The organism is Pseudonocardia aurantiaca (assembly GCF_039526725.1).
Taxonomy (GTDB): domain Bacteria; phylum Actinomycetota; class Actinomycetes; order Mycobacteriales; family Pseudonocardiaceae; genus Pseudonocardia; species Pseudonocardia aurantiaca.
The window spans coordinates 907,949-929,176 of sequence record NZ_BAAAJG010000008.1 but is presented as its reverse complement, the minus strand read 5'-3'; the positions used below and the strand labels follow the sequence as shown (position 1 = coordinate 929,176).

Sequence of the window (21,228 nt, the reverse complement as noted above, 5' to 3'; positions counted from 1 at the left end):
TCATCCCGCATCAGAAGCCCCGGAGTGGACGAGGAGAACCACGCACGTCACCGGTCCGACCTGCCGGAACCGGTGTTCCACGGCGCCCGGGTAGTTGATCGTCCCGCGGGCCTCGAGAGTGGTGAGCGTGCTGATCCCCTGCTCGCGGACCTCGACCTCGATCGCCCCGCGCACCACGTAGAGCAGCTCGTGGCGGTCGTGGCGGAAGAAGTCGTGGAACTCGCCCGGCGCACCCACGAACTCGGTGACGTCAGCGCGGTCGGGATCGTGCATCAGGAGCCGGGCGTGGCCGGTGTCGGCGGCGACCGCGAGATCCACGCCCTCGTCGTTCGCGGCCGCGAGGAGGGCCTGCTGGGTGGTGCCGAGCGCCCCGGCGATCCGGAAGAGCGAGCGCATCGACGGGCGTGTGCGACCGAGCTCGAGCTGTGAGAGGAACGGCTGCGAGAGCTCCGCGGCCCCGGCCACCTGCGCCAGCGTCAGGCCGCGCTCGCGCCGAACGGCCCGGATGGCGCGGCCGAGACGTGCGTCTGCGGCCCGCTCCGGGTTCTGCCCACGTCCGGCCCGCCCGTCCATGATCGGCACGGTTCACACGTCCGGGAATGATCGTTCACACGGCGGAAACATGCGGTCCCTAGCGTTCGTCGATGTTGCTCACATCAATAACGTGCAGGTAGGAGCCGTGGCAATAGGTCAGCTCACGATCGGGTCCCCGGATGCGCCCCCGCATCTCACGGGTTCCGTGCTGCGCTCGGTGCGCCGGGTGCGGCTGCTCGACGGCACCGTGGCCGACCTGCACGTCGCCGACGGCCGGATCGTGCCGGCCGGGCACGAGGGGCCCGGCGCCGACCTCGACGGCTCCGGTTGGAGGGTGCTCCCCGCCGCGAGCGAGCCACACGCTCACCTCGACAAGGCGCTCACCGCGCCCCGCACCGACCCCGGCGCCGGCAACGACCTCGTGGCCGCGATCGAGCAGTGGCGCGCCATCCTCCCCACGATCGACGCGGCCGACATCGCGGTTCGGGCGCTCGCGGCCGTCCGCCGTTACGTGGCGCGCGGCATCACCACCATCCGCACGCACGTGGACGTCCCGCTCACCGGCGACCCGATGCGCGGGGTCGACGCGCTGGTCGCCCTGCGCGAGCAACTGCGCGGCCGCGTGACATTGCAGGTCTGCGTGCTCGCGGGCAGCGAGGCGCCGGACTCCGCGGTGGCCGAGGCCGTCGCCCGCGGCGTCGACGTGATCGGCGGGTGCCCGCACCTGGCGCCCGACCCGCGCCGCGAGGTCACCCGCATGCTCGACGTCGCCGAGCGGCACGGGCTTCCCGTGGACCTGCACGCCGACGAGCAGACCGACGTGTCGCTGCCGGACGGCTCGCTGGACATCGTGGAGATCGCCGAGCAGGTGATCGCCCGCGGGCTCCCGCAGCGGGTCACCGCGAGCCACAGCGTGCGGCTCGGCTCGCTCCCACCCGAGCGGCTGGAGCCGGTGCTGGAGCTGGTGGCCAGGGCCGGGCTCGGGATCGTGACGCTCCCGATCACGAACCTCTACCTGCAGGGCCGCGGCGACACGCATTCCGCGCCGCGCGGGCTGACGGCGGTGCGCCGGATCCTCGACCACGGGATCCCGCTCGCCGCAGGCGCGGACAACCTGCGCGATCCGTTCAACCCCGCGGGGCGCGCCGACCCGTTCGAGACGACGTCGCTGCTCATGACGGCCGGGCACCTGCGGCCGCTGGAGGCCCTGGCTGCCGTCACGACCGGGGCCCGCGCGGTGCTCGGCATCTCGCCGGCAGGCACGGTGCCCGGCGACGCCGCCGACCTCGTGCTCGTGCCCGACGGTGACCTCGGTGACGTGCTCGCGGGCGCGGAGGACGCGCGGATCGTCGTCTCGGGCGGCCGGGTGCTCGCCGACACGCGGGTGGCGCACCTGATCGACCTGCCGGCCGACGCACCACCGCTGCTCCCGGCGCCCAATTCCCCAACGCCCAGCTCCCCGGCTTTCAGCTCCCTGGCGGGAGACCGACTCACGTGAGAACGAGGTGAGCACCCTGACGAGCACCCAGACCGCGGGCCCCCGGACCCGCACCCTGGCCATGGACCGGGTGACCAAGCGCTTCCCCACCGGCACGGTCGCGCTCACGGACGTGAGCCTGACGGTCGGGGCGGGCGACTTCGTCTCGGTCGTCGGTCCGTCCGGCTGCGGCAAGTCGACACTCCTGCGGCTCGCATCCGGGCTGGAGGAGGTCACGGGTGGTGCCATCGAGGTGTCCGCGGCCGCGACCAGCTACGTCTTCCAGGACGCCACGCTCCTGGAGTGGCGCAGCGCCCTGCGCAACGTCGAGCTGGTGGGCGAGCTGCGAGGCGTGCCCCGCGAGGAGCGGCGCGCGCGGGCGAAGGACACACTCGACCTGGTCGGGCTCACCGGGTTCGAGCAGCAGCACCCGCGCGAGCTCTCGGGCGGCATGCGGATGCGGGTGTCGCTGGCCAGGGCGCTCGTGGCCGAGCCCGATCTCGCCCTGTTCGACGAGCCGTTCGGCGCGCTCGACGAGATCACCCGGCTGCAGATGCAGACGGAGCTGCAGAAGCTCTTCCGGCTGAAGCAGTTCGCGGGCCTGTTCATCACCCACTCGGTGTCGGAGGCGGTGTACCTGTCCACGCGGGTGCTGGTGATGAGCGGGCGACCGGGCCGGATCGTCGCCGAGATCCCGATCCCGTGGGAGTACCCGCGGCCACCTGAGCTGCGATACGCACCGGAGTTCGCCGCGATCACCGGACGCGTCTCCGCGGCGCTCGGGGAGCACTCATGAGCCGAGCAGTGGACGTCGAGACGCTCCCGGTGACCGACACCCCGGAGCCTGCCGCGAGCCCGGCTGAACGTCCATCCCCGATCCGGACGGCCCTGTGGCGCTCCGCGCCGATCGTCGGGGCGCTCGTCGGCATCGCGGTGGTCTGGTACGGGGTGTCGTACCTGGTGCTGCCGGCTCGCCAGCGGTTCCTGCTGCCGCCGCCGCACGAGGTGTACGGCGGGGCGCTCTCCAACCCCCAGCTGATGGGCCCGATGCTGGACGCGCTCAGCCGCAGCTTCGCGGTCGCCCTCGTCGGGCTCGCGATCGCGGTGGTGCTCGGCATCTCCTACGCCGTGGTGATGTCGCAGTGGTCGTGGGCGGAGAAGATCTTCTACCCGTACGCCGTGATCCTGCAGACGATCCCGATCCTCGCGCTGGTGCCGCTGATCGGGATCTGGCTCGGGTACGCCTTCCCGGCCCGCGTCGCCGTCTGCGTGATCATCGCGCTGTTCCCGATGATCGCCAACACGTTGTTCGGGCTCCAGTCGGCGAGCGCCGCAGCACACGACCTCTTCACCCTGAACAGAGCCACGAGATGGCAGCGGCTGGTGAAGCTGCAGTTCCCGGCAGCGGTGCCGGCGATCTTCACCGGGCTGCGCAACGCGGCAGGCCTCTCGGTGATCGGCGCGATCGTCGGTGACTACTTCTTCCAGCAGGGCGCTCCCGGCATCGGCGGCCTGCTGCGGGTCTACACCCAGCGGCTCCAGATGGAGGCGCTGCTCACCGCCGTGACGCTCACCGCGCTGTTCGGCGTCGCCGTCTTCACCGTGTTCGCCGTGCTCGACCGAGCCGTCGTCGGCCGCTGGTTCGGCCGCACCTCCCGCTGACCCCGTGCACCCCAGGAGCTCCCCATGATCCGCAGATCCGGCCCACTCGTCGCGACGGCCGTCGCCGCGGCGCTCGTCCTGTCCGCGTGCGGCGGCGCAGCACAGGACGCCTCCGATGCCGCGGCCGCGCCCGCCGCCCCCGCCGCTCCGGCCGGCGGCCCGCTCGACCTGAGCGGCGTGTGCCCCGAGACCGTCGTCCTGCAGCAGGACTGGCAGCCCGAGGCCGAGCACGGCGCCATGTACTCGCTGGTCGGCTCGGACTACACGGTGGACGCCGGTGCGAAGTCGGTGACCGGTTCGCTCGTGGCCCAGGGCGTCGACACCGGCGTGAAGGTGGAGGTGCGCCCCGGCGGCCCGAACGTCGGTTTCCAGCCGGTGCCCGCCCTCATGTACCTGGACGACTCGATCACGCTGGGCGCGGTCAACACGGACGCGGCCATCGTCGCGTCGGCCGACCAGCCGACCGTGGCGGTCGCCTCCCAGATGACGGTGAGCCCGCAGATCCTCATGTGGGACCCCGCGAGCCACCCCGGCATGACGACCATCCGGCAGGTCGCCGCGAGCGGTTCGCCCGTGGTGACCGCCGGCGACGTCATCCCGGCGCTGCTGGAGAGCCAGGGCATCATCAAGAAGGCTCAGTCCGACACCAGCTACGAGGGCACGCCCGCGCGGTTCGTGTCCGACCCGGCGATCATGCAGCAGGGCTTCGCCACGGCCGAGCCGTACGTCTACCAGAACGAGATCGCGGAGTGGAGCCGCCCAGTGGGCTCCGAACCGCTGGCGAACTACGGCTACTCGATCTACCCCGAGCCGCTCGCCGTGCGCGCCGACAAGCTGGAGCAGCTGCGGCCGTGCCTGGAGAAGCTGGTACCGATCATGCAGCAGGCGCAGATCGACTACCTCGCCGAACCCGGCCCGACCAACCGCCTGATCGTCCAGCTGGTGGACGCCTACCAGACCGGGTGGACCTACTCCGAGGGCGTCGCGAACTTCTCGGCGCAGGCCCAGGTGTCGGAAGGCTTCGTGAAGAACGACCCCGCCTCGGGTGTGTTCGGGCAGTTCGACCCGGCGCGGATGCAGCAGATCGTCTCGACGTTCGGGCCGATCCTGCAGTCCCAGGGCACGATCACCGCGGTCCCGGACCCGGCGAGCCTCTACACCAACGAGTTCATCGACCCCGACATCAAGATGGGCTGACGGTGAGGACGACGATCGCCGAACGGACGGCCCGCGCCGCGGCCGAGATCACCCGCATCGGCGCGGGGACGGTGTCCACCGACCCCGCGCTGATCATGAAGGTCTCATCGGACTGGTCACGGATGTCGCCGGTGCTGCAGGAGAAGGTGCCGCCAGGGCGCTACCTCGCCGACGCGGTAGTGCGGCCGACGGAGCCCGGGCAGGTCCCGGCGCTGCTACAGGTGGCGTTCGACCACGACGTCCCCGTCACGCCCCGCGGGGCGGGCACCGGCAACTACGGGCAGGCCACCCCGTTCGACGGCGGGATCCTGCTCGACCTGCGCGGGCTCGACTCGGTCACGGTGAACGACGGCGGCACGATCACCGCGGGCGCGGGCGCCCGGATCACCGCGATCGACCGGGTCGCCCGCGCGGCGGGCCGTGACATCTGGATCTACCCGTCCACCAAGAGCTCGACGATCGGCGGGTTCGTCGGCGGCGGCAGCGCGGGGACGGGGTCGATCGAGCGGGGCACCACGAGCGACGGCTACGTCGTCTCCGCCCTCGTCGCGCCGATGGACGGCAGCGGCACCATGCGGCGCGTCACCGGCGACGAGCTGACGCCCTACGTCCACACCTACGGGGTGACGGGCATCCTCGTCGACGTCGAGTTCCGCACCGACCCCGCGCGCGAGTGGGTGGCCGTCTACGGCGCTTTCACGTCCTACGCGGACGTGGTCGCTGTGCACCGCTCGCTGCTCGACCTGCCGCAGCTGCCCCGGCTGGCGTCGGCCGACGAGCCGGCGCTGGTCCCGACGCTGCCCGCGCCGGTCGCGCTGGACCCGGAGCGGCACAGCCTCCGGGTGATCGCCGAGGCGTCGACGGCCGACGAGGTCGCGGCGCGGATGGCTTCCGGTGGCGAGCATGTCGCCACGCTGGCCGACTACACCGAGACCGACCGGCTCTCGGGCATGTCCTACAACCACCCCGTCTGGTTCCTCCAGCGCGGCAACCCGCACCGCTCCTGGTTCCACATGGAGTCCGGGGGGACACCGCTGTGGGACGCACCCGATGCCGTTCGCGACGTGTACGACGGCCCGGTGCACATCCACCTGGAGCTGTTCCGACACGGGCCGGGCGCGATGATCGTTGCCGGGTACCAGGGCGAGGCGGCCATGCTCGCCGGCATCCCACGGCTGGAGGCGCTCGGCGTCGGGATCCACTCGCCACACCAGTGGTACGTCGACCGCAACGTGGGGCTGGCCATCGAGACCGCGCGGCTGACCGACCCGAAAGGCCTGCTCAACCCGGGCAAGCTGACGGCCGCCCCGCCGGTCGACACCCGCGTCAACATCGGGGTGCGCTGATGACGACGGTGCCGCGGTTCATCGATCTCACCGCGCCGCAGGTCGCGGCGCTGCCAGCCGACACCCTGGCCGTGCTCCCGCTCGGGGCGATCGAGCAGCACGGCCCGCACCTTCCGGTCTCCACCGACTTCGTCACGGCGAGCGATGCGGCCGAGGCCGCGGTGCGGGCGGTGGCGCACGCCGGCACGGCGTCGGTGGTGCTGCTCCCGGGCCTGGCCTACACGAAGTCCGACGAGCACCACTGGTCGCCGGGGACGATCTGGCTCTCCTGGGACACCCTCATGCGCACGCTCGTCGACATCGGCCGGTCGCTGCAGACCTCGGGGATCACGCGGCTGCTGTTCGTCAACGGGCACGGCGGCAACTCCGCGCTCGGGCAGGTGGCGTGCCGGGAGATCAGGATCCGGTTCGGGCTGCGGACGTTCTTCGCTCACCTCTCTGTCCCCGCCGACCAGGGCGGACGGACGTCGGCCGCCGCCGAGCTCGGGATGGGTGTGCACGGCGGGCACGGCGAGACGTCGTTGATGCTGCACCTGCGACCCGACCTGGTGCACATGGAGCACGCGCAGCGCCGGGTGCCGGAGGGGCTGCTGAACTACGAGCACATCGGGTTCGGCAAGCCCGTCTCGTTCGGCTGGACGAGCGACGACTTCGGGCCGGACGGCTACATCGGTGACCCCACCGGCGCGACCGCCGAGCACGGCAAGGCGATCTTCGACGCCGCCGTGGGGCGGCTGGCCGAGGTGATCGTCGAGGCGTCCCGCTTCGTGACACCGAAGTAGGGGCGCATGGCGTTCACGGTCGTCAACGCGCTGCCGGGCTCCGTCCCGCGTTCACCGACGCTCCGTGAACGGGCCGCGACGCCCCGGACCGCCGGTTCGCCCAACCGGGCGGCGTATCCAGGATTCCGTGTGCTGCGCCCGGCGGGTCGGGTAGCCGACGAACGTGTGGATCGCACTCCTCGTCCCGCCCGCGCTGCTGCTGCTCGCAGTGCTGCTGCAGCGGCTGGAGGACGCAGTACTGGCCGGCAGGTCCGCTCCGCCGCATCTCGACGCGGTCGACGTCCCCAGCGCCACGGTTCTCAATCCGACCGGCGACGAGCCGTCTGCTGGGGCCGCGACGGCGGCGCTGGGCTGAGGGAGTGCTGAGGGAGTGCTCAGGGAGTTCAGCCCCGTTCCCCCCGGAGCTTCAGATGGCGGGCCCGAGCGCGCCCGTGGGGCAGCGACCGATACCACGCGACGATCAGGCGCAGCTCGTTCAACAGACCGGCCATGCCGGGGAGCGTCCCACCCGGTCGGTCCTGAACGTGGCGCCGACACCCATCTGCGCTGGAAAACCGCCCGCAGGAGCGGTTCGGGCGCGGCGCCGCGGCGCGTGCGAGGCTGACTGCATGGATCCGGAGAACAGAATCGACGAGGACGACTCCGGGCTGCTGGAGCCCGAGGACAGCCTCGACGACCGCGGGGTGGGCGACGTCCTCGACGAGGGCTACTCCCCGCGGGAGCGGCCGCTGGCCGTGGACGACTGGGGCACCACAGCGGACGAGGAGGCCGCGGGCGAGCCCCTCGACGCCCGGCTCGCCCGCGAGCAGCGTGAGGACGGCGACTACGACGGCGACTACGACGGCCTCGGCGACTCCTCCGACACCGATGGCGAGCTGTTCGACGACGAGGTGGGCGACGTGCGCGCCGGCCGGCTCGTGGCGAGTGACCAGGGCGGCACGTTCGACACTGACGGCGAGCTCTACGCGACCGACGTCGGGATCGACGGGGCGGCCTCCTCGGCCGAGGAGGCGGCTGTGCACCTGGTGGCGGAGGAGTCGCCGCTCGAGGACGACTGAGCCGCCGCGCCGGCGGCACCGGCCGGCTCCAGCACATTCGGTGAGCGAAAGATGCTGGGGCGGACTGTGGTTCCACTAACGCGGCCTGGTCAGCTCCTCGACCACCACGGCCGCCGCCTGCGCGATGGCGGCGTTGGGGTAGGGCGCGTCGGGCCCTGCGGTGGGACGGGTGGTGAGTACGGCGATGACCACCGGGGCGGCACCGGGCGGCCAGGCGACGGCGACGTCGTTGGCGGTGCCGTAGGAGCCCGAGCCGGTCTTGTCCCCGACCCGCCAGTCCGGTGGGAGGCCGGCGCGGATGCGGGCGGCGCCGGTGGTGTTGGCGAGGAGCCAGCCGGTGAGCACGTCCCTGGCCTGCGGGGTGAGCCGCTCGCCGAGGACGAGCTCGCGGTAGAGGCCTGCGATGGCGCGCGGGCTCGTGGTGTCACGCTCATCGCCCGGCACGGCACTGTTCAGCTCGGTCTCCCGCCGGTCGAGCCGGGTCACGTCGTCGCCGAGCGACCTGGCGAGCCGCGTGACCGCCTGCGGGCCGCCGAGGTCGTCCAGCAGCAGGTTGCCTGCCGTGTTGTCGCTGTAGCGGATGGCGGCGTCGCACAGCTCGCGGATCGTCAGACCGGTGCCGACGTGCTGCTCCGTGATCGGCGAGTTCTCGACCAGGTCCGCCTGGCCGTACCGGACGCGGACGTCGAGGTGCTCGAGCGGGTTCGTGTCGAGCACGGCGCCGGCGGCGAGCGTCTTGAACGTCGAGCACATCGCGAAGCGGTCGTCGGCGCGGTGCGCGAGCGCGCGGCCGGTGCCGGTATCGAGGGCGTGGACGCCGATGCGGGTGTCGAACTGCTGTTCCAGCGCGGCGAACCGGTCCGTGGCGGCGTCCTCGGGGACCGCGGGCGCCGTGGTCGGCGGGGGAGTGGCCGGCGCCTGCCGGCCGCAGGCGGCCAGTGGCAGGAGTAGCGCCGCTCCCAGCATCGCTCGTCGGCTCGCTCGCATCGTGTCGTCCCCCCGCATGTGCGTCCCTTGCTGTCACGCCGGCCGCGGCTGCCCCGTCCGAGGGGTAGGCGACGATGAGGAGCATCGATGATCGGGGAGAACGTGCGGGCACCGGGGCGGCGGCAGGGTGGGGTGGTGGCTGCCGTCCTCGTGGTGGCGCTGGTGATGCTGGTGACGGGGGCGTGGTGCTGGCTGGACCCCGCGTCGTTCGCGGCCGCCACGAACTGGCCGGAGCACGAGCACTTCCTGCACGACGCAGGCGCGTTCCAGATGGGAATCGGGATCACGCTGGTGGGTGCGCTGTGGTGGCGGGACGTGCTCGCCGTCGTGCTGGCGGGCGCGGTGTTCACGAACGCGCTGCACGCGGTGAACCACGTCGTGGACAGTGGCCTGGGCGGCCGTCCGACCGACCCGTGGGCGATCGGCCTGGTTGCGCTCATCGCGCTCGCGGGGCTCGTCGTGCGCGTCCGCGCGCTGCGGCGGATCGCGGCGGAGAGGTCGTGACACCTGTGCTTGTGACGGGCGGCACGGGCGGGCTCGGCCCGGCGCTCGTCGACCGGCTCGTGGGCAGCGGCCGCCCGGTGCGTGTGGTGGCAGGCGCCCCGGGCCGCCGCGGCCCGGGGTCGAGTACGCGCAGGCCGACCTGCGCGCCCGCGGGGGTGCGGACGCCGCCGTCGCGGGTGTGGAGGTCGTCGTGCATTGCGCCACGACCTACGGCCTGCGCCGGGCGGTGTTGCCGGTGCCGCTGCCCAGGGCGGCCGCCCGCGGCTACCGCGACGGCGGGAACCTGGCGCCGGAGCAGGCGGACGGGCCCACCACCTTCGCCGAGTACCTCCTGGCGCGGGGCTACTCCGGCTTGCGGGCCGAGCCGAGATAAGTGACGACCGGCCGGTGGCCCGGGTCGAGCACGAACTCCACGGCCGAGGGGAGGTCGTCGTCGCCGATCCGGCCGCCGCGGCGGGCGAGCACGGCGCCGACGAGGGCGCCGATGCTGCGGGGCTTGAACCCGGTGACGTCCTCGCTGCGCAGCCCGGCCCGGGAGAGGGCGGCCGCGACCTCCGCGGGCGGGCGAAGGCGCTCGGCGCGGTAACGGCCAGGCGGCATGATCCGCGTGGCCGGGAACGCCTGGAAGGCGCCGAGGTAGATGAGCCGGGAGACCGGCGTGCGGGCCACGGTGTCGTAGACGAGTACGCCGCCGGGGCGCAGCACCCGGGCCGCGTGGGCGAGTACGGCGTCGAGGTCGGCGGTGATCTCGAAGGTGTCGGCGTAGTAAGCGAGGTCGAAGGCCGCGGCCGGGAGCTCGTCCAGGCTCTCCGCGGCGGCCGTCCCGTACTCGACGGACGCCCCGCCGTTGCGGTTCCTGGCCAGCTCCGTGGCCGCGGGCGACGGGTCGAGCGCGGTGACGTCCATGCCGAGGTCGGCCAGCCCGCAAGCGAGGTCGCCGCGGACGCTGCCGACCACCAGTGCCTGTGCACCGGCGGCGGAGCGGCCGCTCCTCTCCAGCGTCCGGCGCACGTACTCCAGCCGGATTCGTTGGAACGTGACGGCGCGGATGTGCCGGCCGTCGATCGCGTCGGGCGAGTCGAGCTGGATGCGCGCGGTCACGGCCACTCCTCGGTCAGGTTCCTTCAAGGAACCTAGCGTGATTGGTTCCCTGAGGGAACCCGATTATGCTGCTTCCGTGACAAGGACCCCGCTCACGGGCGTCGCCTGCTCGATCGCCCGCGCGACGGATCTCTTCGGCGACGCCTGGACCGCGCTGATCATGCGCGACGTCCTGCTCGGCGTGACGCGGTTCGACGACATCGCCGAAGACCTCGGGATCTCCCGCAAGGTGCTGGCCGCCCGGCTCGCCCGCCTCGTGGCGGAGGGGGTGCTCACCCGCGAGCGGTACCAGGACCGGCCGCCCCGCGAGCACTACCGCGCCACGGAGAAGGGTGCGGAGCTCTACCCCGTGCTACTGGCCCTCATGGACTGGGGCGACCGGTGGTGCGCCGGTGAGTCCGGTCCACCCGCGCTCGTGCACCACCACGACTGCGGCCGGGACACCGCGCCCGTGACGGTGTGCGCGCATTGCCGCGAGCCGCTGACCGTGGAGAACACGACCCAGATCCCCGGCCCGGGCGGCCGGGCGGGGCCTGGCACCCGGGTGCTGGCGCCGCTCCTGGTCGCGCGGGGGCGTTGAGCCGAAACCCGGCCGGGAACGGGTGGACGCCGCTAGGGCGTGTCCGGCGGATCTTCGTCCGCGATAGCCGCGCCCAGGCGGCCCCTGTCGACACCGCCGGATCGCCCGGATACGCCCGGTATGAGGGCGATCCGGCGGCGCCGCCAGGAACCACCTGCATCACGGCTCTCATCGAACAAGATCCACCGGACACGCCCTAGTCCGCGCCGGCCGTGTGCTGCATGATCGCCGGCACGACGACGTCCCACAGCTCCGGCGGCGGGATCTGGTGCCCCATCCCGTCGAGCTTCACCAGCTTCGCCCCGGGGATCTCCGCCGCGAGCGCCTCGCCGTGCGCGAACGGGAAGAGCGGGTCCTCGGTGCCGTGCAACACCAGCGCCGGGACGCGGATGTCGGCGAGCGCGAACTCGAACGCCGAGTTCCCGGCCGCCCCGTGGTTGGCCGCCGCGGCGACGTCGCGGCTGCGGCCGGCCACGGCACGGGCGACCGCGCGCATCCGGTCCTCGTCGAACCCGAGCGCACCTGCGTAGAGGCGCTCGGCATCGACGAGGTACTCGACGACGGCGGCGCGGTCGCCCCACGCGGGCTCGGGAGCGGGCGCCTCGAACGTCGCGGCGACCCGCGGCTCCGGCGGGGGCAGCTTCGATGTGCCAGTGCGGGTGCCCGCCGCGGTGGTCGAGATCAACGTGATCGAGAGCAGCCGATCAGGATGCCGCGCCGCGAGCAGTTGGGCGATCCCGCCGCCCATGGAGATGCCGGCCAGGTGCGCGCGGGCGACCCCGAGCGAGTCGAGCACGCGCAGCGCGTCGGTCGCCAGGTCGTCGCCGGTGTAGGACGGCTCGCCCACCGGCGAGGTCTCTGACCGGCCCGTGTCGCGGTGGTCATACCTGATCACGTACCTGCCCGGGGCGGCGAGCCGCTCGCACAGGTCGACGTCCCACCAGTCCATCGACGCGGACATTCCGCTGACCAGCAGCAGCGCGGGGTGCTCCCGGTCGCCGAACGTCTCCAGGCACAGTTGGACGCCGTCGGTCGTCACGATTCGTTCCGCCATGTACGTGAGACGGGTCCGCGGCGCGGAACTCATCGCTCAGGCCAATGCTCGAGGCCGCCGGTCGCCACCGTCACGCTGCCGCGACGGGCGCCGGGCCGGACATAGCGGGCGGGCGCGGGTCGTGCCCGGAGACCCGCATCCGGTACTGCGCGAGCGGCTGCGCCGGCACCGCGCCGTCCGCGGCCAGCTCTCCCAGCAGGCCGGGGAAGACCCGCTCCAGCATCCGGGCGCCGCCGGGCATCAACGCGTGCGGACAGGGTCGGCGGGGGCGAGCAGCGCGGAGCGGAACACCTCGACCTCACCGGTGCGGCCAACGAGCTGCTGCCGTCGCGCCCCACGCAGCCGCTCGCCGAGGGACGACGGGTGGTTCCCCGGGGCGCAGGTCACGGCCTCGACGGTAGCGGTCCCCGGCGTGTCCGGAAGATCGCGGGACGACCCTGGTCAGTCCTGCGTGACCATGACCTTCACCGAACTGGCGGCGTCGGCCTGGAGACGGAACGCTTGCTCGACCTCCGCCAGCGGCAGCCGATGGGTGATCAGCGGCGGCATCCGCACCCGGCGCTGGTCGAGGAGCGTGATGGCCTCGCGGAAGTCCGGGGGCGTGACGTTCACGCTGCCGCGGAGGGTGACCTCGCGCTGCACGGCCGCCATCGCGTCGAACTCCGAGAGGCGGCGGTAGAGCGCGACGAGCACAACGGTGCCACGGGGCCGGACCAGCTCGATCGCCTGCGGCACCAGCCGCGCGTCCCCGCTGGCCTCGATGACGACCGCGACCTCGCGCTCGCCGATGGCGGCGTGCAGCCCGGCTCGGATGCCGTCGAGACCGCCTGCGCCGTCGATGGTGATCATGCCGAGCCGGGCGCCGGCCTCGCGGCGCAGCGGGGAGAGGTCAACCCCGATCACGGGTCCGGCGCCCGCGGCCAGCAGCACCTGCCCCGCCTGGATCCCGATCGGGCCGAGGCCGAGCACCACGGCGGGCTCGCCGACCGGCGGCTGCGCCTGGGCGACGGCGTGCACGGCCACGGCGGTGGGCTCGACCATGGCGCCGTCGGTGAACGCGGCATGGTCGGGCAGGCGGTGGACGTTGCCGCCGAGCACGGCGTCCGGGATGCGCAGGCGCTCGGCGAACGCGCCGGGCAGGCCGAAGGCGATGCTGCGGGTCGCCCAGACCTCGCACAGGTGCACCGCCCCGCCGAGGCAGCGGCGGCACCGGCCGCACGGCTGGATCGGGAGCCCGGTGAGCCGGTCGCCGACGGCGATCCCGTCCACCTCGCGTCCGACGTACAGCGCGGCGCCGGAGAACTCGTGGCCCATGATCTGACCCAGCAGTGTGTCGTCACCGGCGTTGAAGGCGTGCAGGTCCACTCCGCACACCCCGCAGGCGCGCACGTCGAGGATGATGTCGCGGGGACCCGCTACCGGCTCGGGCACCTCTTCTACCGGCATCCGCCCGGCGCCCCTGTACACCCCCGCACGCATCCCGTCCCCCCTCCTGCGCCCGCGATCATGGTGGACGCTACCTGCGGTGGAGCGCGCACGCTCGACTACTTGGACGAATCGACTCGAACCTCTGCACGTGCACCCGAACGATCATCCGGCCCCCGCGCAGGAATAGGGGGAACGCCGGAGCGTAGGTTCGTAGCGTTGCGAAGTAGTCGGGGGCCACCCGGCCGGTTGCGAGGAGTTGCGCTGTGACTGGAGCGGCCACGACCGCAGTTGGGCTGCGCTCCGAACGCGGGCCCGTGCTCGGTGCGGTGATGCTGAGCACCGGGCTCGTCGCCTTGGACAGCACGATCATCGCCACCGCCGTGCCGTCCATCGTCAGCGACCTCGGCGGGTTCTCGCAGTTCCCGTGGCTGTTCTCGGTGTACCTGCTCACGCAGGCCGTCACCGTGCCGCTGTACGGCAAGCTCGCCGACGTCCTCGGCCGCAAGCCGGTGATGTTCTTCGGAATCGCGGTGTTCCTGCTCGGCTCGGTGTTGTGCGGCGCCGCGTGGAGCATGCCGGTGCTGATCGCGGCCAGGGCGATCCAGGGCATCGGGGCCGGAGCCGTGCAGCCGATCAGCCTGACGATGGTCGGCGACATGTACACCGTTGCCGAACGGGCGCGGGTGCAGGGCTACCTGGCCAGCGTCTGGGCGATCGCCTCGGTCGTGGGCCCGACCCTCGGCGGCGTGTTCGCGGAGTACCTGTCGTGGCGCTGGATCTTCTTCGTCAACCTGCCCCTTGGCGCGATCGCCGCGCTGATGCTGGCGCGCGGGTTCCGTGAGCAGGTGGTGCGCCGGCGCCACCACATCGACTACTGGGGCGCCGCCCTACTCACCCTCGGCTGCTCCCTGGTGATCCTCGGGCTCCTCGAGGGCGGGGTGGCGTGGGCGTGGTCCTCGCCGATCGGCGTGCTGATCTTCGTTGCCGGCGCAGCGTCGCTCCTGGCGTTCGTCCTCGTCGAGCGCCGCGCCACGGAACCCGTGCTGCCGCTGTGGGTGTTCCGCCGCCGCACGCTCGTGGGCGGGAACCTCGTCTCGCTGATCGTCGGCACGGTGCTGATCGGGCTGACCTCGTTCCTGCCTACCTTCGTGGAGGGTGTGATCGGCACCGGAGCGCTCGTCGCGGGCTTCGCGCTGGCCGCCCTGACCATCGGGTGGCCGATCGCGGCGTCGATGGCCGGACGCATCTACATGCGGATCGGATTCCGTGACACCGCGCTGATCGGCAGCGTCTTCGCGATCGTCGGCGCGGTGCTGACCACCCTGCTCACCGTCGACGCGAGCGTCTGGCAGGCGGCCGCGGCGGCGTTCGTGCTCGGTATCGGTCTCGGGTTCGCCGCGAGCCCCACGATGGTGGCCGTGCAGGCCAGCGTCGGCTGGGAGCAGCGCGGGATGGCGACCGGCTCCAACATGTTCAGCCGCTCCCTGGGGAGCGCGGTCGGCGCGGCCGTCTTCGGCGCCATCGCCAACGGCACGCTGGCCGAGCACTTCGCCCACCCGCCCGCCGGGCTGGCCGGGCAACTGCCCGCGAACGCCGACGCCACCACACTCGTGCTCGGCGGGCACAGCGACCCGGCCTCGCCGGTGTCGGCGTTCGTCCGCGCGGCACTGTTCGACGCCACGCACAACGTGTTCCTCGGGATGGTGGTGATGGCGGTTCTGACCGTCGGCGCCATCCTGCTCATGCCGCGCCGGACGCCGGAGCTCACGCAGGCGGACTGACCGCCCCTCGCCACGCCCCACGATGCGCTGGAGCGCGCGCAGTTGCGGCGGTAAGACCGGCAGGCCGGCCGCCGGGCGCCTGCGCTCAGCCCCGCTGCCACCAGCGCTGGCGCTTCGGGGGCTTGATCTCTACCGAGCCCGCGCGAACGGCACCGGTCAGCCGGAACAGCACCCCCGCCGGGCCGGGGCGGCTTTTGTCCTCGATGCTGCCGAGCGTCACCTGCAGGCCGCTCCGGTCGATGCGCGCCCCGTCGGGCACCCGCATCTCCACCGAGCCGGCGACGACGTCCATCTCGATCTCGACGACGTCGTGCGGGATCCGGGCGGAGGTGAAGTCCAGCTCGGTCGACCCGAGCGCAGTCCGCACGACGAGATGGGCGGGCACATCCCACTCGCCCGTGCGGCTGACCGAGCCGAGCATGCTGCGCACCTCGGATCCGCTGCCTGTGTCGGCGACGGCGCGCGGTGCGACCGGTCGCGAGGGCGCGCGGTGCGCCGGGACCTGCGCGGGGCGCTCCGGATGGGTCATCCCCGGCAGGTCGAGGAGCACCACGTTGAGCTCGGCGCGCGTGCGGGCGGCGAGCGCGGTGTCGACCCGCTGGGTGAACTCGTCGAGGTCCAGCAGCCCCGCCCCGGTGGCCCTCTGAAGCAGGCCGACCACGTGCTCGCGCTCGGCGTCGGACACTCGCAGGTTGCGGGCACTGCCGGGATCTTCGGGCACGAGGCGAACAGTACCGCTGGTCAACCGGCCGATGGCTCGTAGCGTCCGTCGACGGCGGTCCAGCCGCCGCCACTCCAGATGCGACTCGCGCACTCTTTTCCAGCGACTCGCGGGGGAGTGGCGCGCCTGGCCCCGCGAGTCGCTGGATTCGGGTGCGCGAGTCGCTGGATTCGTGCGTCCTACCTCACCGCTGGCCCCGCAGGAACCGGTGCGCCGCCTCCGCGTAGACGTGGGCGCATCGCACGATGTCGGCCACCTCGACGAACTCGTCGGCCTGGTGGGCGATCCACTTCCCACCAGGCCCGTAGACGACCGTGGGGATCCCCGCGTCCCGGGTGAGGATCGTGCCGTCGGTGGCGCCCGGCACGCCGCCGTAGCAGGCGGGCTCCCCGAGCACGGACTCGTGCGCGCCCGCGAGCGCGACGACGACCGGGTGGTCCCGCGCCACCTCGACGCACGGGCGGTCGTCGACGACGGTCACCTGGGCCGACACCCCGCCCGGCGCGCCCGCCTCGGTGGCCAGCGCGCTGACCTCGGCGATCACCGCGGCGTGGTCGACGCCGGGGATCGTGCGCACGTCCACGCACACCGTCGCCCGCGCCGGGATCACGTTGATCTGGTCCACCGAGCCCGCGGCCGTGACGGTCGGCGTCAGGTACACCTCGCCGAGGTGCTCGTGCGCCGGGTGCTCGGCCTGCAGCCGGTCCTGCAGCCCGGCGAGCGCCACGAGCAGCAGCCCCAACGGCGCCACCGGATTGCGCCCGTGCTGGGGCATGGCCCCGTGGGCCATCACGCCGAGTAGGTCCACCCGGATCCGCACGGCGCCCTTCGCCGACGTGCAGATCTCGCCCTCCTCGGGTTCGCAGATGATCGCCCCGTCCACCGCCGCCGCGAGCCCGGTGCCTGCGAAGTGCTTCGCGCCGAGCATCAGCCCTTCCTCGTCGACGAGCGCGCACACGAGTACCCGGCCGGGGAACGGACCCGCGAGCTGCAGCGCCCGCACGGCGTGCAGCATCGCCGCCACTCCGGCCTTCATGTCCGCGGAGCCGCGCCCGTAGAGCCGCCCGTCGCGGATCTCGCCGCCGTAAGGATCGACGCTCCAGCGGTCGAGTTCCCCCTCGGTGACGACGTCCGTGTGGCCCTCGAACGCGAGCGTCGGCCCCGGTCCGCCGCGGCCCTCCACCACCGCGACGACGTTCGGGCGGCCCGGCGCCACCTCCGTGACCTGCGGCTCCCAGCCGAACCCGCGCATCGTGGCGGCCACCAGCTCGGCCGCGGCGGCCTCGCCGCTGCCGGGTTCGTGCACGGTGCGCAGCCGCACCAGGTCGCGGGTCAGTGCGACCACGGCGGCCTCGTCGACCGGGAACGTGCTCGTGCTGGTCATTTGGCCTCCTCGACGTCACCGGCCGCGGGCGAGGTCGGCGGCCGTCCGGCCGGCCAGCGCACCGCGGATCGTGGGGACCGCGGCGACGAGCCGTTTCGTGTACGGGTGCTCGGGGGAGTCGGCGACCTGCTCGGCCGGCCCCAGCTCCACGAGCTCGCCGTCGTGCAGCACGGCGATCGTGTCGCACACGTGCCGCACCACCGAGAGGTCGTGCGAGACGAATACGAGGGTCAGCGCGAACGACTCCACCAGGTCGGAGAGGAGGTTCAGGATCTGCGCCCGCACCGAGACGTCGAGCGCGCTCACCGGCTCGTCCGCCACGAGCACGGACGGGCGCGGTGCAAGCGCGCGGGCGATGGAGATGCGCTGGCGCTGGCCGCCGGAGAACTGATGGGGGTAGCGCTGCGCGGCGTCCGGCGGGAGCCCGACGGCGTCGAGCAGCTCGCGCACCCGGGCGGGTGCGTCCACGTCCCGCTTTCCGGCGAGCGGCTCGGCGACGATGTCCCGCACCCGCATCCGGGGGTCGAGCGAGCCCATCGGGTCCTGGAACACGACCTGCAGCTCGTCGCGCAGGAAGCGCAGCTTCCGTTCCGGCTGCCCGCCGACGTCCCGCCCGGCGAACGTGACCGTGCCCGACGTGGGGGAGTCGAGCCCGGCGAGCAGCCGGATGAGCGTCGACTTGCCCGAGCCCGACTCGCCGACCAGCCCGAACCGCTGCCCGGCCGCCACGTCGAAGGAGACGCCGCGCAGCGCGTGCACAACCGGCGCGGGCCGCAGCAGCGACGTGCGTGGCCTGCGGTGGACGCGGTGGACGTCCCGCACCCGGATGAGCGGATCAGGCCCCCTCGGATCAGGCCCCCTCGGATCAAGCCCCCTCGGATCAAGCATGGGCACCGACCGGGTGCCAGCAGGCGTAGCCGCCGCCCGCGCGTTCCATCCAGCGCGGGCGCTCGTCGCACTCGTCGCTCGCGCTGGGGCAGCGGTTGCGGAACACGCACCCCGCGGGGAAGCGGCCGGCCGCCGGCACGGTGCCGGGGATCGTCCGGAGCCGCCCATCGGCGCTCGCGAGGTCCGACGCGTCGAGAAGACCCCGGGTGTAAGGGTGCTGGGGCCGCGTGAACACCTCGTGCACCGGGCCCGCCTCCACCACCCGCCCGCCATACATCACCATCACCCGCTCGCACACCGTTGCCACAACCGCGAGGTCGTGGGTGATGAAGAGCAGTGCCGAGCCGCGCTCGGCCACCCCGGTGAGGATCAGCTCCAGCACCTGCGCCTGCACGGTGACGTCCAGGGCCGTCGTGGGCTCGTCCGCGAGCAGCACCGACGGGCCGTTCGCCAGGGCGATCGCGATCATCACGCGCTGTCGCTGCCCGCCGGAGAGCTGGTGGGGGTAGGCACGGGCGAGCTGCCCCGGGTCGGGCAGGCGCACCTGCGCGAGCAGCTCGACGCCGGCGGCACGGGCGGCGCGGCGGTCGGGCCGGGCGCCGTGCAGGAGCATCACCTCAGCGACCTGGTCGCCCACCCGCATCGCCGGGTTGAGCGCCGTCATCGGCTCCTGGAACACCATTGTCATCGCCGCCCCGTGCACCGCCGCGAGCTGCCGCACCGACGCACCGACGAGGTCGTGCCCCACACCCGCCAGGCGCACGGAGCCGCTCGCGTGCACGCCCTCGGGCAGCAGCCCCATGATCGCCGCCGCCGTGAGCGACTTGCCCGAGCCCGACTCCCCGATGAGCCCGACCCGCTCGCCCGCCGAGAGCGTGAACGACACATCGGAGACGAGTCGCAGATTCTGGGTTCCCACGTGCAGGCCGTCCACGCGGAGCACCTCGTCGCGCGCCGTCACCGGATCCACGAGGGTCATCGGTGGTCCACCAGCCGCGGGTCGAAGCGGTCGCGCAGTCCGTCGCCGAGCAGGTTGAAACCCAGCACGGCGAGCGCGATCGCCAGGCCGGGCCAGAGCGCCAGCTCGGGTGTGGAGTAGATGAGCTGCTGGGCCTCCTGCAGCATCCGCCCCCACGACGGCGTCGGCGGGCGGGTGCCGAAGCCGAGGAACGACAGTGCGGCCTCGGCCAGCACCGCGATCGCGAACGACACCGACGCCTGCACGAGCAGCAGCCCGGCGATGTTCGGCAGCACGTGCCGTGTCGCGATGGCGGTACGGGTGCGGCCGGCGGCGCGGGCGGCGAGAACGTACTCGGTGGCGAGGACCTGCATCGTGCCGCTGCGGGCGAGCCGGGCGAACGACGGGATCGTGGCGATCCCGATCGCGACCATCGCCGTGAGCGTGCTGGGCCCGAAGACGGCCCCGAACATCACCGCGAGCAGCAGCGCGGGGAACGCCAGGACCAGGTCGTTGGTGCGCATCACGAGCTCGCCGAGCCACTGCGGCCCCATGGCGGCGAGCACCCCGATCGGCGTGCCGGCGACGGCCGCGACCCCGACGGCGACCACCCCGACGAAGAGCGTGGTCCGAGCCCCGACGAGCAGCATGCTCACGACGTCGCGGCCGAACGTGTCGGTGCCCAGCCAGTGCGCGGCGCTCGGCGGGGCGATCCGCGTGGCCGGGTCGACCTGCACGGCGTCGTAGGGCGTCCAGACGAACGACAGCAACGCGGACGCCACGACCAGCCCGACGAGCACCCCGCCGACCACCAGGCTCACGTTCACGCGGCTCATCCGGCTCTCCGCAGCCGCGGGTCGAGCACCGTGTAGGCCACGTCCACGAGGAAGTTGACCACCAGCACCGCGAGCACCAGCACGATCACCACACCCTGCACGAGCAGCAGGTCGCGGTTGGCCACCCCGTCGAGCAGCAGGCTGCCCAGCCCCGGGATCACGAACACCCGCTCGACGACCACGGCGCCGATCAGCAGGGTCGCGAGCTGCAGCCCCAGCACCGTGACCACCGGGATCGCCGCGTTGCGCAGTCCGTGACGCACCAGCGCGCGCGTCGGCGTGAGGCCCTTGGCGCGTGCGGTGCGCAGGAAGTCCTCGCGCAGCACGTCGAGCACCGCCGAGCGCACGTAACGGGTGAGCACGGCGCCCTGCACGAGCCCGAGCGCGAGCGCCGGGAGCGCGAGCTGGCGCAGGAACTGCACGGGATCCTGCGCGGGCGGCGTCCACCCACCGGACGGGAGCCAGCCCAGCCGCACCGCGAACACCGTGACGAGCAGGATGCCCGCGATGAAGCTCGGCACGGCTACCCCGACCTGGCTGAGCCCCGAGATCAGCGCCCCGCTCGGCGTGCGGTGCCGCACGGCCGCCGCGATCCCCAGCGGGAGGGCCACAATGAGCGCGACGACCATCCCGGAGAGCACCAGCCACGTCGTGACGAGCAGGCGGTCGACGATCTGCGGGCCGATGTCGGCGTCGGTGACGTAGGACCGGCCGAACTCGCCGCGCGGCAGGCCCGACACCCAGTCCGCGTACTGCACGACGAGCGGGCGGTCGGTGCCGAACTCCGCTCTCGTCGCCGCCACCGCCTCCTCCGTGGCGTTGACGCCGAGCGCGACGCGGGCCGGGTCGCCGGGCAGCACCGTCATGAACGCGAACACCGCGACGGAGGCGACGACCAGGCTCACGACGAACACGGTCGTCCGGCGGAGCAGGTGCAGGACCATGTCGGT

At 73.1% G+C, this 21,228-nt stretch carries 25 protein-coding genes; 12 read left to right on the top strand and 13 right to left on the bottom strand.

Features of this window, described 5'->3' with window-relative positions:
• On the bottom strand, window positions 1–573 hold the full coding sequence (locus ABD143_RS14345; RefSeq protein ID WP_343977444.1) for a helix-turn-helix domain-containing protein: 573 nt from the start codon (window positions 571–573) through the stop codon (window positions 1–3).
• Between the two features lie 106 nt (window positions 574–679).
• Between ABD143_RS14345 and ABD143_RS14340 the strand changes: the two genes are divergently transcribed.
• The 8 genes from ABD143_RS14340 (at window position 680) to ABD143_RS14305 (ending at window position 8,056) form a co-directional block, all read left to right on the top strand.
• Entirely contained in the window at window positions 680–2,032 is a 1,353-nt protein-coding gene (locus ABD143_RS14340; protein WP_343976995.1) for an amidohydrolase family protein, read from the top strand.
• A 7-nt stretch (window positions 2,033–2,039) separates the two neighbouring features.
• On the top strand, window positions 2,040–2,807 hold the full coding sequence (locus ABD143_RS14335) for an ABC transporter ATP-binding protein (RefSeq protein ID WP_343976992.1): 768 nt from the start codon (window positions 2,040–2,042) through the stop codon (window positions 2,805–2,807).
• The gene (locus ABD143_RS14330) at window positions 2,804–3,673 is read left to right on the top strand and encodes an ABC transporter permease (protein ID WP_343976989.1); all 870 of its coding nucleotides are present in this window, start codon (window positions 2,804–2,806) and stop codon (window positions 3,671–3,673) included. The genes ABD143_RS14335 and ABD143_RS14330 overlap by 4 nt, the downstream gene beginning before the upstream one ends.
• A 24-nt stretch (window positions 3,674–3,697) precedes the next feature.
• Entirely contained in the window at window positions 3,698–4,870 is a 1,173-nt protein-coding gene (locus ABD143_RS14325; protein WP_343976986.1) for an ABC transporter substrate-binding protein, read from the top strand.
• A gap of 2 nt (window positions 4,871–4,872) precedes the next feature.
• Window positions 4,873–6,216, top strand: a complete 1,344-nt coding sequence (locus ABD143_RS14320; RefSeq protein WP_343976983.1) for an FAD-binding oxidoreductase — start codon at window positions 4,873–4,875, stop codon at window positions 6,214–6,216.
• Window positions 6,216–6,998 carry a creatininase family protein gene (locus tag ABD143_RS14315; protein ID WP_343976980.1) on the top strand — a complete coding sequence of 261 codons (783 nt, stop codon included), beginning with the start codon at window positions 6,216–6,218 and terminating at the stop codon, window positions 6,996–6,998. Before ABD143_RS14320 ends, ABD143_RS14315 begins: the two co-directional genes overlap by 1 nt.
• Window positions 6,999–7,161: 163 nt before the next feature.
• A complete protein-coding gene (locus ABD143_RS14310) occupies window positions 7,162–7,353 on the top strand; it encodes a hypothetical protein (protein WP_343976977.1) in 192 nt (63 codons plus the stop codon).
• Window positions 7,354–7,606: 253 nt separating this feature from the next.
• Window positions 7,607–8,056: a DUF5709 domain-containing protein gene (locus ABD143_RS14305; RefSeq protein WP_343976974.1), complete on the top strand. Its 450-nt coding sequence runs from the start codon at window positions 7,607–7,609 to the stop codon at window positions 8,054–8,056.
• Window positions 8,057–8,131: 75 nt separating this feature from the next.
• Here the strand turns inward: ABD143_RS14305 and bla are convergent, their stop codons facing one another.
• Window positions 8,132–9,043, bottom strand: coding sequence for a class A beta-lactamase (gene bla, locus ABD143_RS14300; protein ID WP_343976971.1), 912 nt, complete (start codon window positions 9,041–9,043; stop codon window positions 8,132–8,134).
• A gap of 87 nt (window positions 9,044–9,130) precedes the next feature.
• On the opposite strand from bla, the gene ABD143_RS14295 reads away from it, so the two are divergent.
• Complete coding sequence (locus tag ABD143_RS14295; protein ID WP_343976968.1) at window positions 9,131–9,547, top strand: hypothetical protein; 417 nt, start codon at window positions 9,131–9,133, stop codon at window positions 9,545–9,547.
• Between the two features lie 178 nt (window positions 9,548–9,725).
• On the top strand, window positions 9,726–9,920 hold the full coding sequence (locus ABD143_RS14290) for a hypothetical protein (protein ID WP_343976965.1): 195 nt from the start codon (window positions 9,726–9,728) through the stop codon (window positions 9,918–9,920).
• Here ABD143_RS14290 and ABD143_RS14285 read toward each other — a convergent pair.
• Complete coding sequence (locus ABD143_RS14285; protein WP_343976962.1) at window positions 9,890–10,648, bottom strand: class I SAM-dependent methyltransferase; 759 nt, start codon at window positions 10,646–10,648, stop codon at window positions 9,890–9,892. The genes ABD143_RS14290 and ABD143_RS14285 overlap by 31 nt on opposite strands.
• 76 nt (window positions 10,649–10,724) lie before the next feature.
• Here ABD143_RS14285 and ABD143_RS14280 point away from each other — a divergent pair, with 76 nt between their 5' ends.
• Window positions 10,725–11,228 carry a winged helix-turn-helix transcriptional regulator gene (locus ABD143_RS14280; protein ID WP_343976959.1) on the top strand — a complete coding sequence of 168 codons (504 nt, stop codon included), beginning with the start codon at window positions 10,725–10,727 and terminating at the stop codon, window positions 11,226–11,228.
• A gap of 196 nt (window positions 11,229–11,424) precedes the next feature.
• Here the strand turns inward: ABD143_RS14280 and ABD143_RS14275 are convergent, their stop codons facing one another.
• The 4 genes from ABD143_RS14275 to ABD143_RS14260 form a co-directional block, all read right to left on the bottom strand.
• Window positions 11,425–12,267: an alpha/beta fold hydrolase gene (locus ABD143_RS14275; RefSeq protein ID WP_343976956.1), complete on the bottom strand. Its 843-nt coding sequence runs from the start codon at window positions 12,265–12,267 to the stop codon at window positions 11,425–11,427.
• 85 nt (window positions 12,268–12,352) lie between these two features.
• Window positions 12,353–12,523 carry a hypothetical protein gene (locus ABD143_RS14270; RefSeq protein ID WP_343976953.1) on the bottom strand — a complete coding sequence of 57 codons (171 nt, stop codon included), beginning with the start codon at window positions 12,521–12,523 and terminating at the stop codon, window positions 12,353–12,355.
• Window positions 12,523–12,669 (bottom strand): hypothetical protein, encoded by a 147-nt coding sequence (locus ABD143_RS14265; RefSeq protein ID WP_343976950.1) that lies wholly within the window; start codon window positions 12,667–12,669, stop codon window positions 12,523–12,525. Before ABD143_RS14265 ends, ABD143_RS14270 begins: the two co-directional genes overlap by 1 nt.
• A gap of 54 nt (window positions 12,670–12,723) precedes the next feature.
• Window positions 12,724–13,761 carry a zinc-dependent alcohol dehydrogenase gene (locus ABD143_RS14260; protein ID WP_343976947.1) on the bottom strand — a complete coding sequence of 346 codons (1,038 nt, stop codon included), beginning with the start codon at window positions 13,759–13,761 and terminating at the stop codon, window positions 12,724–12,726.
• 212 nt (window positions 13,762–13,973) lie between these two features.
• Here ABD143_RS14260 and ABD143_RS14255 point away from each other — a divergent pair, with 212 nt between their 5' ends.
• Complete coding sequence (locus tag ABD143_RS14255) at window positions 13,974–15,491, top strand: MDR family MFS transporter (protein WP_343976944.1); 1,518 nt, start codon at window positions 13,974–13,976, stop codon at window positions 15,489–15,491.
• Window positions 15,492–15,576: 85 nt separating this feature from the next.
• Here the strand turns inward: ABD143_RS14255 and ABD143_RS14250 are convergent, their stop codons facing one another.
• The 6 genes from ABD143_RS14250 to ABD143_RS14225 form a co-directional block, all read right to left on the bottom strand.
• A complete protein-coding gene (locus tag ABD143_RS14250) occupies window positions 15,577–16,212 on the bottom strand; it encodes a DUF1707 SHOCT-like domain-containing protein (RefSeq protein WP_343976941.1) in 636 nt (211 codons plus the stop codon).
• 184 nt (window positions 16,213–16,396) lie between these two features.
• Window positions 16,397–17,596, bottom strand: a complete 1,200-nt coding sequence (locus ABD143_RS14245) for a M20 family metallopeptidase (protein WP_343976937.1) — start codon at window positions 17,594–17,596, stop codon at window positions 16,397–16,399.
• Window positions 17,597–17,611: 15 nt separating this feature from the next.
• The gene (locus ABD143_RS14240) at window positions 17,612–18,484 is read right to left on the bottom strand and encodes an ATP-binding cassette domain-containing protein (RefSeq protein WP_343976934.1); all 873 of its coding nucleotides are present in this window, start codon (window positions 18,482–18,484) and stop codon (window positions 17,612–17,614) included.
• Window positions 18,477–19,463, bottom strand: a complete 987-nt coding sequence (locus tag ABD143_RS14235) for an ABC transporter ATP-binding protein (RefSeq protein WP_343976931.1) — start codon at window positions 19,461–19,463, stop codon at window positions 18,477–18,479. The genes ABD143_RS14240 and ABD143_RS14235 overlap by 8 nt, the downstream gene beginning before the upstream one ends.
• Window positions 19,460–20,278, bottom strand: coding sequence for an ABC transporter permease (locus ABD143_RS14230; protein WP_343976927.1), 819 nt, complete (start codon window positions 20,276–20,278; stop codon window positions 19,460–19,462). Before ABD143_RS14230 ends, ABD143_RS14235 begins: the two co-directional genes overlap by 4 nt.
• Window positions 20,275–21,222 carry an ABC transporter permease gene (locus ABD143_RS14225; RefSeq protein WP_343976924.1) on the bottom strand — a complete coding sequence of 316 codons (948 nt, stop codon included), beginning with the start codon at window positions 21,220–21,222 and terminating at the stop codon, window positions 20,275–20,277. Before ABD143_RS14225 ends, ABD143_RS14230 begins: the two co-directional genes overlap by 4 nt.
• Window positions 21,223–21,228: the final 6 nt, after the last annotated feature.

Bases quoted from the DNA above. Each gene is read 5' to 3' on its own strand.
- ABD143_RS14345 (WP_343977444.1), bottom strand. From the start codon at position 573: ATGGACGGGCGGGCCGGACGTGGGCAGAACCCGGAGCGGGCCGCAGAC.
- ABD143_RS14330 (WP_343976989.1), top strand. From the start codon at position 2,804: ATGAGCCGAGCAGTGGACGTCGAGACGCTCCCGGTGACCGACACCCCG.
- ABD143_RS14325 (WP_343976986.1), top strand. From the start codon at position 3,698: ATGATCCGCAGATCCGGCCCACTCGTCGCGACGGCCGTCGCCGCGGCG.
- ABD143_RS14315 (WP_343976980.1), top strand. From the start codon at position 6,216: ATGACGACGGTGCCGCGGTTCATCGATCTCACCGCGCCGCAGGTCGCG.
- ABD143_RS14305 (WP_343976974.1), top strand. From the start codon at position 7,607: ATGGATCCGGAGAACAGAATCGACGAGGACGACTCCGGGCTGCTGGAG.
- bla (WP_343976971.1), bottom strand. From the start codon at position 9,043: ATGCGAGCGAGCCGACGAGCGATGCTGGGAGCGGCGCTACTCCTGCCA.
- ABD143_RS14295 (WP_343976968.1), top strand. From the start codon at position 9,131: ATGATCGGGGAGAACGTGCGGGCACCGGGGCGGCGGCAGGGTGGGGTG.
- ABD143_RS14270 (WP_343976953.1), bottom strand. From the start codon at position 12,523: ATGCCCGGCGGCGCCCGGATGCTGGAGCGGGTCTTCCCCGGCCTGCTG.
- ABD143_RS14260 (WP_343976947.1), bottom strand. From the start codon at position 13,761: ATGCGTGCGGGGGTGTACAGGGGCGCCGGGCGGATGCCGGTAGAAGAG.
- ABD143_RS14245 (WP_343976937.1), bottom strand. From the start codon at position 17,596: ATGACCAGCACGAGCACGTTCCCGGTCGACGAGGCCGCCGTGGTCGCA.
- ABD143_RS14240 (WP_343976934.1), bottom strand. From the start codon at position 18,484: ATGCTTGATCCGAGGGGGCTTGATCCGAGGGGGCCTGATCCGAGGGGG.
- ABD143_RS14235 (WP_343976931.1), bottom strand. From the start codon at position 19,463: ATGACCCTCGTGGATCCGGTGACGGCGCGCGACGAGGTGCTCCGCGTG.
- ABD143_RS14230 (WP_343976927.1), bottom strand. From the start codon at position 20,278: ATGAGCCGCGTGAACGTGAGCCTGGTGGTCGGCGGGGTGCTCGTCGGG.
- ABD143_RS14225 (WP_343976924.1), bottom strand. From the start codon at position 21,222: ATGGTCCTGCACCTGCTCCGCCGGACGACCGTGTTCGTCGTGAGCCTG.